Annotated in this window: 9 protein-coding genes; 6 read left to right on the top strand and 3 right to left on the bottom strand. The window is 64.3% G+C overall.

The genetic code is table 11. From position 1 onward, the window contains the following. The first annotated feature begins 1 nt into the window (after position 1). Positions 2 to 718 (top strand): glutathione S-transferase N-terminal domain-containing protein, encoded by a 717-nt coding sequence (locus tag OHD58_RS06210; RefSeq protein ID WP_263802194.1) that lies wholly within the window; start codon positions 2 to 4, stop codon positions 716 to 718. Positions 719 to 761: 43 nt separating this feature from the next. Here the strand turns inward: OHD58_RS06210 and polA are convergent, their stop codons facing one another. After that, on the bottom strand, positions 762 to 3,716 hold the full coding sequence (gene polA / locus OHD58_RS06205; protein WP_263802193.1) for a DNA polymerase I: 2,955 nt from the start codon (positions 3,714 to 3,716) through the stop codon (positions 762 to 764). A gap of 402 nt (positions 3,717 to 4,118) precedes the next feature. Here polA and OHD58_RS06200 point away from each other — a divergent pair, with 402 nt between their 5' ends. Together OHD58_RS06200 and OHD58_RS06195 are read left to right on the top strand one after the other, a co-directional pair. Beyond that, entirely contained in the window at positions 4,119 to 5,501 is a 1,383-nt protein-coding gene (locus OHD58_RS06200) for a M20/M25/M40 family metallo-hydrolase (protein WP_263802191.1), read from the top strand. An 11-nt stretch (positions 5,502 to 5,512) separates the two neighbouring features. Continuing rightward, on the top strand, positions 5,513 to 6,145 hold the full coding sequence (locus OHD58_RS06195; RefSeq protein WP_263802190.1) for a ribonuclease D: 633 nt from the start codon (positions 5,513 to 5,515) through the stop codon (positions 6,143 to 6,145). Between the two features lie 9 nt (positions 6,146 to 6,154). Here the strand turns inward: OHD58_RS06195 and OHD58_RS06190 are convergent, their stop codons facing one another. Continuing rightward, positions 6,155 to 6,496, bottom strand: coding sequence for a hypothetical protein (locus OHD58_RS06190; RefSeq protein WP_263802189.1), 342 nt, complete (start codon positions 6,494 to 6,496; stop codon positions 6,155 to 6,157). A gap of 194 nt (positions 6,497 to 6,690) precedes the next feature. Between OHD58_RS06190 and OHD58_RS06185 the strand changes: the two genes are divergently transcribed. The 3 genes from OHD58_RS06185 to OHD58_RS06175 all read left to right on the top strand — a co-directional run bounded on the left by OHD58_RS06185 (position 6,691) and on the right by OHD58_RS06175 (position 10,659). Then, positions 6,691 to 7,371 carry a DUF2161 family putative PD-(D/E)XK-type phosphodiesterase gene (locus tag OHD58_RS06185; RefSeq protein ID WP_263802188.1) on the top strand — a complete coding sequence of 227 codons (681 nt, stop codon included), beginning with the start codon at positions 6,691 to 6,693 and terminating at the stop codon, positions 7,369 to 7,371. 93 nt (positions 7,372 to 7,464) lie between these two features. After that, a complete protein-coding gene (locus OHD58_RS06180; RefSeq protein WP_263802187.1) occupies positions 7,465 to 9,711 on the top strand; it encodes a transglycosylase domain-containing protein in 2,247 nt (748 codons plus the stop codon). A 195-nt stretch (positions 9,712 to 9,906) separates the two neighbouring features. Further along, positions 9,907 to 10,659: an SDR family NAD(P)-dependent oxidoreductase gene (locus tag OHD58_RS06175; RefSeq protein WP_263802186.1), complete on the top strand. Its 753-nt coding sequence runs from the start codon at positions 9,907 to 9,909 to the stop codon at positions 10,657 to 10,659. A gap of 20 nt (positions 10,660 to 10,679) precedes the next feature. Here OHD58_RS06175 and ybaL read toward each other — a convergent pair whose 3' ends face one another. After that, positions 10,680 to 12,584, bottom strand: coding sequence for a YbaL family putative K(+) efflux transporter (ybaL, locus tag OHD58_RS06170; RefSeq protein WP_263802185.1), 1,905 nt, complete (start codon positions 12,582 to 12,584; stop codon positions 10,680 to 10,682). Positions 12,585 to 12,702: the final 118 nt, after the last annotated feature.

Below are 12,702 nucleotides of genomic sequence, written 5' to 3'. Positions count from 1 at the left end.
GATGGCCGACCTGTCCGTATTCCCCTCCGCATTTCCGATTACCCAGCGCTGGCCGGCGCAGTACCCCGACCGCATCCAGCTCTACTCCCTTCCGACACCCAACGGCGTCAAGGTTTCGATCGCGCTCGAGGAACTCGGCCTTCCCTATGAGCCGCATCTCATCGACATCGGCAAGAACGAGAGCTGGACCCCGGAATTTCTTTCGCTCAATCCAAACGGCAAGATCCCGGCAATCATCGATCCCGACGGTCCGGGCGGCAAGCCGATCGGCCTGTTCGAGTCGGGTGCCATCCTCGTCTACCTCGCCGAGAAGACCGGCAAGCTGATGTCCGCCGATCCGGCGCTCCGCTATGAAACCCTGCAATGGGTGTTCTTCCAGATGGCCTCGATCGGCCCGATGTTCGGCCAGCTCGGCTTCTTCCACAAGTTCGCCGGCCGGGAATACGAGGACAAGCGGCCGTTCCAGCGCTATCGCGACGAATCCAAGCGCCTGTTCGGCGTGCTCGAGGGCCGGCTGACCGGCCGCGAGTGGATCATGGGCAACGACTACTCCATCGCCGACATCGCCACCCTCGGCTGGGTCCGCAATATGGGCGGCTTTTACGGAGCCGGCGAAATACTCGAACTGGACAAGTTCAAAAATACGCAGGCCTGGCTCGATCGTGGCCTGGCCCGGCCGGCGGTCCAGCGCGGGCTGAACATTCCGGCGCGCGCCTGATCGATTGCATGAGGGCGCCGCTGTTTTGGACGGCGTCCTTTTGTCAGTGCGCTTCGTCCCAGTTGTCTGCGGCGCGCGCGTCGACATGCAACGGCACTGCCATGTCGACGGCCGGCATGGCGGCGTTTTCCATCACCTTCTTGATCACCGGCAATGTTGCCTCGACCTCATCCTCGGAGGTCTCGAAGATCAGTTCGTCGTGCACCTGGAGCAGCATGCGTGCCGAAAGGCCGGCCTCTTTCAAGGCATCTTCCATGCGGATCATGGCGCGGCGGATGATGTCGGCAGCCGAACCCTGGATCGGCGCGTTGATCGAGGCGCGCTCATTGAAGGCGCGCACCGACGGATTGGACGAGCGAATTTCCGGATAGTGGATGCGTCGGCCGAAGATGGTTTCGACAAACCCCTTGTCGCGGGCCATCTGCTTGGCACCGTCCATATAGTCGCGGATGCCGGGGAAGCGCTCGAAATATTTCTTGATGTAGTCACCCGCCTCGGATCGTTCGATCGACAGCTGGTTGGCCAGGCCGAAAGCCGAAATGCCGTAGACGATACCGAAATTGATCGCCTTGGCGCGACGCCGGACTTCCGAGGGCATGCCCTCGACCGGCACGCCGAACATTTCGGAAGCGGTCATCGCGTGAATGTCGATGCCGTCGGCGAACGCCTGCCGCAGTTGCGGGATGTCGGCGATGTGGGCAAGCACGCGCAACTCGATCTGGCTGTAATCGGCCGACACCAGCTTGTTGCCCTTGTCGGCGATGAAGGCGGTGCGGATGCGCCGGCCCTCGGCGGTGCGGATGGGGATGTTCTGCAGGTTGGGTTCCGAAGACGAGATGCGCCCAGTCGGCGTCGAAGCGAGCGCGTATGACGTGTGCAGGCGCTTGGTTTCGGGGTGGATGTATTCCGGCAGCGCATCGGTGTAGGTGGATTTCAGCTTGGTGAGCTGGCGCCAGTCAACGATACGGCGCGGCAGTTCGTAGCCCTCCGCGGCCAGTTCCTCAAGCAGCTGCGCCGTGGTCGACCATTGGCCGGACTTGGTTTTCGAACCGCCCGGCAGCCCCATCTTGCCGAACAGGATATCGCCCAGCTGCTTGGGCGAGCCGATGGTGAAGCGTTCGCCGGCAGCGGTATAGACATCTTCTTCCAGGGCGCCGGCACGCTGGGCGAATTCGCCGGACAGACGGGACAGCATCTGCCGGTCGACGGAGATGCCGCGTTCCTCCATGCGTGCCAGCACCGGCACCAGCGGCCGCTCCAGCCGCTCATAGACGGAAACCAGCCCGTCGGCTGCAAGGCGCGGCTTCAGGATATGCCAGAGGCGGATGGCGATATCGGCGCCTTCGGTCGCGTACGTCGTCGCACGCTCGATGTCGACCAGGTCGAAGGTGACGAGGTTCTTGCCGGAGCCGGTCACTTCCTTGAACGGGATCATGTCATGGCCGAGCCAACGCTCGGCCAATGCGGTGATGTCGTGCGCGCCGGTGCCAGCGCCGAGCACGTAGGAGATCAGCATCGTGTCGTCGAACGGGGCCACGTCGATGCCGAGCCGGTGCATCAGCAGCCAGTCGTATTTCAGGTTGTGGCCTATCTTCAGCACCGACCTGTCGGCGAGCAGCGGCTTGAGTTCCGCCAGTGCCTCGTCCAGCCCAACCTGGTTGTCGCTGCGACCGCCGCCGAGCAGATCGACGGCGCTGGCACGATGCCCAACGGGGATATAAGCGGCACGGCCTGGCCGAATCGCGAGCGAAAAACCCACCGGCTCAGCGCGCATCGGGTCGAGCGAGGTGGTTTCCGTGCGGAACGCGACCGTGCCCTCAGCGCGCGCTTCCGCCACCCATTGCTGCAGGGTGGCAAGGTCGCGGATGCAATCGTATTTGCCGCGATCGATCGCCACATTCATCGCTGCCTGCGCGCGGGCGGCGGCAAGCATCGCCGGCGTCTGCGGGGTATCTGCCGCTGCAGGGCCGGCCCCGGTTGTGGCAGGCTTGGCCGTTTCGACGGGCGAGGCGGATTTGGCTGCCGTCTGCCCGGAACCGACGTCCGGGCCATGCGCGTCGGCTCCACTCTCGACCTCGACCTTGGCGGACTCGATCACGGCGATATCCGCGCCGGTGGCTTCGGCGACGCGGCGCGTCAGGGTGGAAAACTCCATTGCCTTCAGGAAGGCGATGAGCTTCGGCCCGTCCGGCATCTTCAGCACGAGATCGCTCAGCGGTTCGGTGATGGCGACATCGTTCTTCAGCCTGACCAGGTCGCGCGATATCCGCGCCTTGTCGGCATTCCCGACGATCGATTCCCGGCGCTTTTCCTGCTTAATCTCGCCTGCGCGCTCAAGAAGCGTGTCGAGGTCCCCGAACATTTCGAGCAATTGCGCCGCCGTCTTGGGACCGATGCCCGGCACTCCAGGCACGTTGTCGACCGAGTCGCCGGTCAGCGCCTGCAGGTCGATCATCTTTTCCGGCGGCACGCCCCATTTCTCGATGACTTCCGGGACGCCGATCTGACGATCCTTCATGGGGTCATACATCGATACAGTCGGCCCGACGAGCTGCATCAGGTCCTTGTCGGAGGAGATGATGGTGACGTCGCCGCCTGCCTCCCTCGCCAGCCGCGCGTAGGTGGCGATCAGATCGTCGGCTTCGAAACCTTCCATCTCCAGGCAGGGCAGATCGAAGGCGCGCGTCGCCTCGCGTATCAGTCCGAATTGCGGGATCAGGTCCTCGGGCGGCGCCGAGCGGTTTGCCTTGTATTCGGCATAGAGTTCGTTGCGGAATGTCTTGGACGAATAGTCGAAAATGACGGCGAAGTGCGTCGGAACCACACCCACGGCGGTGTTTCTGGCGTCCTGCAGCAGCTTCCACACCATGTTGCAGAAACCCAGCACCGCGCTGACGGGAAGCCCATCGGATTTGCGGTTGAGAGGCGGGAGTGCGTGATAGGCCCGGAAAATGTAGCCGGAGCCGTCGACAAGGAAGAGATGATCGCCGTTTTTCATGGGCGTAAGCCCTAACGCGGAGGCGCCAAACTGTCTATTGCAATCGCCCAAAAGCCACGCCACTTATGCCACGCAACTGCCATACGGCGGACCATCACGGGTTTGTTACAAACTTGTAATTTTCGTGCCCTTGAATCGCCTCTTTTGGATTTCCAAATACGGGTCATCGGCAATTTTCGCCGAGTCCGGAATAAGGCCCGTCCCCCGCCTAACCCGGACACTGCGGCAGCCTCATCCCCCTCTCCGGGCTGCCGCATCGTTTCGAAAAAAGGCCGCCGTGGTTTCCCCTCCACCACGGCGGCATTTTTTTAACTCTCCCCCACCGCTGGCCCAATGCCGCCGGGCTTTCCGTTTCCGCGGTGCCGCTTTAGGGTGGCGCCCGCAGATTCGAAAGGAAGCCCGATGTCCGCACTTGCCCCGGTCCTCGATCGCCTTGACCGCGATCTCGACAAGAGCCTCGAACGGCTGTTCAACCTTCTGCGGATCAAGTCGATCTCCACCGATCCGGCCTTTGCCGCCGAATGCCGCAAGGCCGCCGAATGGCTGGTCACGGACCTCAAGACAATCGGCTTCGATGCCAGCGTGCGCGATACCCCCGGCCACCCTATGGTCGTCGCCCATCACGATGGTCCCGCCGGCTCCCCGCATGTGCTTTTCTACGGTCACTACGACGTGCAGCCGGTCGATCCGCTCGAACTGTGGAGCGATGACCCTTTCGACCCGGCTGTGAAAGAACGAGAAGGCGTGAAGGTCATCACCAGCCGCGGCTCCTCCGACGACAAGGGGCAGCTGATGCTGTTCGTCGAGGCATGCCGGGTATGGAAGGCCGAGCACGGTTCCCTGCCCTGCCGGATCACGCTGCTGTTCGAGGGCGAAGAGGAATCCGGCTCGCCGTCGCTGAAGCCTTTCCTCGATGCGAACAAGGACGAACTCAAGGCCGATTTCGCGCTGGTCTGCGACACCGACATGTGGAACCCCGAAACGCCGTCAATCTGCACATCCTTGCGCGGACTGGTCGGCGAAGAGGTTATCGTCAAGGCCGCCAATCGCGACCTGCATTCCGGCATGTATGGCGGTCCCGCCGCCAATCCGATCCGCATCCTGACGAAGATCCTCGCGGCCATCCACGACGACGACGCCCGCGTCACCATTCCGAGCTTCTACGACGGCGTCGAGGAAACGCCGTCGCAGGTGCTGCAAGCCTGGGAAACGCTCGGCGAGACCGCTGAAAGCTTCCTCGGCCCCATCGGACTGTCGCAGCCGGCCGGCGAAAAGGGACGCTCGGTCCTGGAAATGGTGTGGGCGCGCCCGACGGCCGAATTCAACGGCATCAACGGTGGTTATACCGGCAAGGGCTTCAAGACGGTGATCGCGGCGGAAGCCTCCGCCAAGGTGTCGTTCCGGCTCGTGCACAAGCAGAACCCCGAAAAAATACGCGCCGCCTTCCGCGCTTTCGTCGAACAGCGCATCCCGGCCGACTGTTCGGTGGAGTTTCACCCGCATGGCGGTTCGCCGGCGATCCAGCTCTCCTATGACTCGCCGTTCCTGGCCAAGGCCAAGGAGGCGCTGACCGACGAGTGGGGAAACCCGGCAGTGATGCTGGGCGGCGGCGGCTCGATACCCGTGGTCGGCGATTTTCGCAGCTTCCTGGGCATGGAGTCATTGCTCGTCGGCTTCGCCCTTTCGGACGATCGCATCCATTCGCCCAACGAGAAGTACGATTTGCGGTCCTTCCAGAAGGGCCAGCGTTCGTGGGCACGCATCCTCGCCGCGTTGACGAACTGAGAGGCCCGGCGATGAGCAACAGCAGCCCCACCATCCGCTTTCACAAGCACGACCTGCCCAATCTCGACCACTACAATGTCGGGGCGGTGGCCATCGACACCGAGACGCTCGGGCTCAACCCGCACCGCGACCGCCTCTGCGTCGTGCAGCTTTCGCCCGGCGACGGCACCGCCGACGTCGTGCAGATCGCTCCCGGCCAGCGCGAGGCGCCCAACCTGGTCGCCCTGCTCGGCAACCCTGCGATCACCAAGCTGTTCCATTTCGGCCGATTCGATATCGCCATCTTGTTTCACGCGTTCGGCGCCCTGGCGGAACCGGTATTTTGCACCAAGATCGCGTCGCGGCTGACCCGCACCTACACCGACCGACACGGCCTCAAGGACATCTGCGCGGAGTTGCTCGGCGTCAACCTGTCGAAAGTACAGCAATCGTCGGATTGGGCGGCGGAGATCCTAACCCCGGAGCAACTGGAATACGCAGCTTCCGATGTGCTTTACCTGCACCGGCTGCGCGATGCCCTGTCGGCAAGACTGGTGCGGGAAGGCCGCGTCGAGGTCGCCGACGCCTGTTTCCGCTTCCTGCCGACGCGCTCGAAACTCGACCTGCTCGGCTGGCCCGAAGATGATATTTTCGCGCACAGCTGAGTACGGCCGCTACGGTATCCTGATCGCGGTGCCGGAAACCTTCAGGCTCGACCCGCACGGCAGGACCCTTCCGTCTTCGTAGCGAACGCCCGCGAGTGCATTGGCTCCCTTGGCGGCCGCCTCGGTCTTGGCGGCGTCGAGGGCTACGTCCCAGCCAGCCCGCCGGTCCCAGAAGCGGTTGAGGCACGTCGTGGTGCTGACCTGCCCGATCTCGACGGCATTGGCGGGTTTGTTGTCGAGAACGGCTACCACCGGAACAGTAACGCCCTTTGCGGCGATGCGCGGCTCGATCTGGCCGCAGGCCGCAGCGGCCATCGCGGCAATCAGCACTGGAAAAGTTTCGGTTCGCATCCGATCGAAGCCCTTTCGAATCGAGATGTCGCGATTCTAGCCGGTTTCAAGCTTTGCCGGGTCTGAAAATGCTATGCGCCCGCGAAGTGCCTCCGATGGCCTGGATGGCCACCCCGGATCGCTCAGGATTTGTCCGTTTACCTGGGATTCAACACGGGAGACGATGCTGACCATGATTCGCTGAGGAAACAGACGTGCTCGAAACCTCGCTTTACAGCCCGGTAAAAGGGTTTCTCGAAGGCCTGGGGTTCATGGTCAAGGGCGAGATCGGCGGCTGCGACCTGCTCGCGCTGAGCGCCGATTCTCCGCCCATCGTGGTCATCTGCGAACTGAAGCTGCAGTTCAACCTCGAACTTGTCCTCCAGGGGGTAGACCGGATGGCCGCAGGCGACGAGGTCTGGCTCGCCGCATGCATGTCCATTCGCGGCAAGGGTCGCGAGAGCGACGCGCGCTTTCGCAACCTCTGCCGCCGCCTCGGGCTTGGCCTGCTCGGCGTCTCCGCCAGCGGCCAAGTGCATGTTCTTCTCAGCCCGGTGGCGCCGACGCCGCGGCGCGACCCGCGTCGCCGCTCGAGGCTGGTTGACGAACATCGGCGCCGCCAAGGCGATCCCGTCGCGGGCGGAGGCTCGCGTGCCCCGATCATGACGGCTTACCGCCAGGAGGCACTGGCTTGCGCCGCCGCGCTCGCCGACGGGCCAAAACGGCCGCGTGATTTGAAGCCCGCCATGCCCAACGCGCCCAAGATCCTGCTGCACAACGTTTACATGTGGTTCTCGCGCGTCGATCGCGGTGTTTACGAACTCACAGGGAAGGGTCGCGAAGCGTTGCAGCGATGGCCGCAATCCCCTGCCGCCGCCGACCTGCCGGCTGAATGACCCGACGAACGCGCGAACCGGCTTAAGGCCTCCTTAAATCGCCGCATTTAGTCTGCACCGATCGCCGCACCAACGGGGACGGACAGCGGACGCATGGCAGGCAGGGACAGGAACACACGGATCGAGCCGACATTCGACGGACCGTCGCGTTCGCGCGGGTCGTCCGGCCTGTCGGTGCGCGAGGAGGATCGCGTCGTGCCTTCGAACCGCAAGACTTCCGCGACCCGCAAATCCTCCAAGGCGCGCGCCTCCAAGTCCGGCCGGCGCAAGCGCGGCCTGTTCAGCCGGTTCGGCCGGCTTTTCTACTGGACCCTGGTGCTGGGGCTGTGGGGCGGCATCGGCCTTGCCGGCATCGTCGCCTACTACGGCGCCCAGATGCCGAGCGCCACGACCTGGGCCATCCCCGACCGGCCGCCGAATGTGAAGATCGTCTCGGCCGACGGTCAACTGGTCGCCAATCGCGGCATAACCGGCGGCGAGGCGGTCGGGCTGCATGAAATGTCGCCCTACATCCCGCAGGCGGTGATGGCGATCGAGGACCGCCGCTTCTATTCGCATTTTGGCGTCGATCCGATCGGCCTCGCCCGCGCCATGGTAGGCAACATCATGGAGGGGCGGCTTTCGCAAGGCGGCTCGACGCTGACGCAGCAGCTTGCCAAGAACCTGTTCCTCAAGCCGGACCGCACCATAGAGCGCAAGGTACAGGAAGTGCTTCTCGCGTTCTGGCTCGAGCAGAAATACACCAAGGACCAGATCCTCGAAATGTACCTGAACCGGGTCTATTTCGGCTCGGGTTCCTATGGGGTCGAGGCGGCCTCCCGCCGCTATTTCGGCAAGTCGGCGCGTGACGTGACGCTTTCGGAGGCCTCGGTGCTTGCCGGCCTGCTCAAGGCGCCGTCGCGGCTGTCGCCCGCCCGCGATCCCAAGGCCGCCGAGCAGCGCGCCCAGCTGGTGCTGGCGGCGATGCGCGAGCAGCAACTGATTGGGGAAAAGGAATTGACGACCGCGATGAGCGCGCCGGCGACAGAGGCGTCGTCCTACTGGACCGGCTCGGAGAACTATGTCGCCGACCGTATCATGGACGAACTGCCGGAGCTGATCGGCGAGGTGCGCAGCGACGTCATCGTCGACACCACCGTCGACCTGAATTTGCAGAAGCTGGCCGAACAGTCGATCCGCCGCCTGATCGAGGAAAAAGGCGAGAAGCTGAACGTCACCCAGGGCGCGCTTGTCTCGATCGACAATTCCGGCGCGGTGCGGGCGATGGTCGGCGGCGCCGACTATGCCGACAGCCAGTTCGACCGCGCCTCCGAAGCGCGCCGCCAGCCGGGCTCGGCGTTCAAGCCGTTCGTTTTCCTCGCCGCGCTCGAACATGGCCGCACGCCCGACAGCGTCCGCAACGACGCGCCAATCCGGATCGGCAAATGGAAGCCGGAAAACTACAACGGCAAGTATTACGGCAAGGTCACGCTGGCGACGGCGCTGGCCAAGTCGCTGAACTCGGTGGCCGCGCAACTCACCATGGAGGTCGGGCCGGATGCCGTCGTCGAGGTGGCGCACCGCATGGGAATCGAATCCAAGCTGCAGTCCAACACCTCAATCGCGCTCGGCACGTCGGAAGTGACGCCGCTCGAACTGACCGCGGCCTACGTGCCGTTCGCCAATGGCGGCTATCGCCCGGAGGTGCATTTTGTCCAGCGGGTGACGACGACCTCCGGCGAAGTGCTCTACGAGAATACCCATGACGGCTATCCGCGCGTCATCAGCCCGGAAATGGTCGGCATGATGAACGTGATGATGAAGCAGACGATCGACACCGGCACCGGCCGCAAGGCGGCGTTTGCATGGCCCGCCGCCGGCAAGACCGGCACCACGCAGAACTCGCGCGACGCCTGGTTCGTCGGCTATACCGCCAACCTCACCACCGGTGTCTGGTTCGGCAACGACAACGCCAAGGCGACCAAGAACATCACCGGCGGCTCGCTGCCGGTCACCGCGTGGCACGAATTCATGGTTGCGGCACACGAGGGCGTACCTGTCGCCAGACTGCCAGGCACATGGACGCCCGAGCCGCAGCGGCTGGAGGCAAGCGTGCCCGACGCGAACGTGCCAGATCCTGCGCTCGGGATCGGCACGTCCAACGCGCAGGATCGGCCATTGCCGCTTCCCGCGCGCCGCCAGCAGCCGGCCGGCCAGGCCGATGCAGCAGGCGATTTCGAACCGCCTGCGCGGACCGATCGCACGGCGTCGATCAAGCGGCCGGTGCCGCAGGCCGATGTCGGCGGCCCGACGGTGCGGCGCGAAACCTCGATCCTCGACGTCATCCTCGGCAACAACTAAAGCGCGTCGCGGAGAACAGGATTCGGCGGCCGCGCTTTAGATTCCTTGATTTGATGCATGTCGTTATCCCGAACCGGGGACACTTCGGGCGACATGCATTGGCAAATCCGGTCCGACGTAACCGTCGCCATGCGGCTTCCGGCGCCCTCGCAATGTGCCTCGCCATCCGCTACATAGCGGACTTGGAGAAGCACCATGGCTGAAGCCGATACAAGAAAGACCATCGTTCTGACCGGCGCCAGCCGGGGCATCGGCCACGCCACCGTCAAGCGCTTCTCGCGCGAGGGCTGGCGGGTCATCACCTGCTCCAGACAGGCATTCGCGGAAGATTGCCCATGGCCGGCGGGGCCGGAGGACCACATCAAGGTGGATCTGTCGGACCAGGAAGACGTCGGCATCGCCGTCTCCGAAATCCGCCACCGCCTCGAAGCGCATGGCGGCCAGCTGCATGCGCTGGTCAACAATGCGGGCATCTCGCCGAAGCTCAAGGACGGCAACAGCCGCATGAATTCCATCGACACGCCGATGCATGTCTGGCGCGATGTCTTCCAGGTCAATTTCTTCGCGCCGATCATGCTGGCGCGCGGACTGTTCAAGGAACTGGCGGCGGCGAAGGGCTCGATCGTCAACGTGACCTCGATTGCCGGCACCCGCGTGCATCCCTTTGCCGGCACCGCCTATGCGACCTCCAAGGCGGCACTCGGTTCGCTGACCCGCGAGATGGCGGGCGATTTCGGCCCGCATGGAATCCGGGTCAACGCGATCGCACCGGGCGAGATCGACACCGCGATCCTGTCGCCCGGCACCGAGAAGATCGTCGAGACGATCCCGCTGCGGCGGCTCGGTTCGACCTCGGAAGTCGCCGACATCATCTTTTTCCTGTGCTCGCAGCAGGCCTCCTACGTCACCGGCTCGGAGATACACATCAACGGCGGCCAGCACGTCTAGAACCCGCCATCCGGCGCGCTTCAAGCAGCTGGAGGTTGTTTCGGCTCGGGCTCCGAGGATGGTTCGAATTCCGGATCCGGTGGCGGCTCGTCCGGGGCGTCGGGCTTCGGCGCCTCGGCGCCAAGCTCGGTCAGCGGCTGATCGGATGTGAGCGGCCCGGCCATCGGCGGCTTGGGCTTGTCGGCGGTGGAATCCTTCAGGACCTGTTCGACGATGCCGCGGGCGATCTCGCGCTCGCCCATGATGACGATGTCGGCGCCGAGCCCGGTCAGATGGTCCACCTCGGCGTCGGAATGGGCGCGCGCGATGATGTTGATCGACGGATTGGCGGCTCGCGCCCGCATGACGATCTGGCCGGCCTCGAAGGCGTTGGGAATGGCGAGGATCAGACGGCGGGCGCCCGCCGGATTGGCCGCCTCGAACACTTCGGACCTGGCGGCGTTGCCGGTGACGATCTCGATCTCGTCGGCGCGCAGCCTGGCGATTGTCTTGTCGGCGTCCTCGATCACCAGGAACGGCAATCCGGCCTCCTTGAGCGATTTGCCGATCAGGCTGCCGACGCGTCCGTAGCCGATCAGGATCGTGTGGTCGTCGAGCGCGGTCGGCGGCGGTGGCCCGTCCGCCTCCACAGGCACGGCGGCTTCCGGCGAGGCGGGTTGCGTATCGGCTTCCACGTCCAGCGCCGTCTTGGCCTGCTGTTTCTCCAGCCACGGCTTCAGCCGGTCGACCACCACGAAGGCCAGCGGGTTCAGCACGATGGACAGGATGGCGCCGGCCAGGATGAGATCACGCCCCTGTTCCGGCAAAAGATCCAGGCTGACACCCAGTTCGGCAAGGATGAAGGAAAACTCGCCGATCTGCGCGAGACTCGCCGAAATGATCAGCGCGGTGCCGATCGGATAGCGGAAGGCGACGACGATCAGGAAGGCGGCGAGCGACTTGCCGATGACGATGATGAACAGCGTGGCGAGGATTGGCCAGGTGTTGTCGAGCAGGCTCAACGGATTGAACAGCATGCCGACCGAGACGAAGAACAGCACCGAAAACGCGTCGCGCAGCGGCAGCGATTCTTCGGCCGCGCGATGGCTGAGTTCGGATTCGCTCATGATCATGCCGGCAAAAAAGGCGCCGAGCGCCAGCGACACGCCGAAGAGGTGCGCCGCGCCGAAGGCAACGCCGAGCGCGATCGCCAGCACGGACAGACGGAAGAGCTCGCGCGACCCGGTATGCGCGACGTAGTGCAGGATCCAAGGGATGACGCGGCGCCCGACCACCAGCATGACGATGACGAAGGCCGCGACCTTGGCGAGCGTGATGCCCAGAACACCCCAGAGGCCATAGTCGAATTGCAGCGAAAGCAGGTTGCTGGTCGCGGCAGGCTGTTGCCCGGCATTGCCGCCCAATACGCCGGCCAGAGCCGGCAGCAGGACGAGCGCCAGAACCATGGCGAGATCTTCGACGATCAGCCAGCCGACGGCGATGCGGCCACGTTCGGTCTCGATCATGCGGCGCTCCTGCAGCGCGCGCAGCAGCACCACGGTGCTGGCAACCGACAACGCCAGGCCGAAGACGAGGCCGGCGCCGACCGACCAGCCGAGCAGCCAGGCGAGAGCAGCGCCCAGCGCCGTCGCGAAACCGATCTGCACGATCGCGCCGGGAATGGCGATGGCGCGCACCGACAACAGGTCTTTCAGCGAAAAGTGCAGGCCGACGCCGAACATCAGCAGGATGACGCCGATTTCAGCGAGTTCGAGGGCCAGTTCCTGGTCGGCGACAAAACCCGGCGTATGCGGTCCGACCAGCACGCCGGCCAGCAGGTAGCCGACAAGGGGTGGGATGCGGAAACGGTTGGCGAGTGCGCCGAAAACGAATGCCAGCCCCAGACCGGCGACGATTGTAGCGATAAGGGGCGTTTCATGCGGCATGAGTTATGGGGCGCCTTTCAAAAATTTCGGGATGGGGAGCGGCGGAAATCGCTGCATTTCCAATATTGTGGATGCGTTGCGCCAGCGCAAGCCGCAACGGGAATTTTCCATATTGTGC

This window comes from Mesorhizobium sp. ZC-5 (assembly GCF_025753855.1).
GTDB lineage: Bacteria > Pseudomonadota > Alphaproteobacteria > Rhizobiales > Rhizobiaceae > Neomesorhizobium.
The sequence above is the reverse complement of the archived record's forward strand: the minus strand, read 5'-3'. Positions and strand labels throughout refer to the sequence as shown.

What these genes read in the sequence shown, in the direction of transcription:
- polA (WP_263802193.1), bottom strand. Translation starts at nt 3,716, where the DNA reads ATGAAAAACGGCGATCATCTCTTCCTTGTCGACGGCTCCGGCTACATT.
- OHD58_RS06180 (WP_263802187.1), top strand. Translation starts at nt 7,465, where the DNA reads ATGGCAGGCAGGGACAGGAACACACGGATCGAGCCGACATTCGACGGA.
- OHD58_RS06175 (WP_263802186.1), top strand. Translation starts at nt 9,907, where the DNA reads ATGGCTGAAGCCGATACAAGAAAGACCATCGTTCTGACCGGCGCCAGC.
- OHD58_RS06190 (WP_263802189.1), bottom strand. Translation starts at nt 6,496, where the DNA reads ATGCGAACCGAAACTTTTCCAGTGCTGATTGCCGCGATGGCCGCTGCG.
- OHD58_RS06200 (WP_263802191.1), top strand. Translation starts at nt 4,119, where the DNA reads ATGTCCGCACTTGCCCCGGTCCTCGATCGCCTTGACCGCGATCTCGAC.
- ybaL (WP_263802185.1), bottom strand. Translation starts at nt 12,584, where the DNA reads ATGCCGCATGAAACGCCCCTTATCGCTACAATCGTCGCCGGTCTGGGG.
- OHD58_RS06210 (WP_263802194.1), top strand. Translation starts at nt 2, where the DNA reads ATGGCCGACCTGTCCGTATTCCCCTCCGCATTTCCGATTACCCAGCGC.
- OHD58_RS06195 (WP_263802190.1), top strand. Translation starts at nt 5,513, where the DNA reads ATGAGCAACAGCAGCCCCACCATCCGCTTTCACAAGCACGACCTGCCC.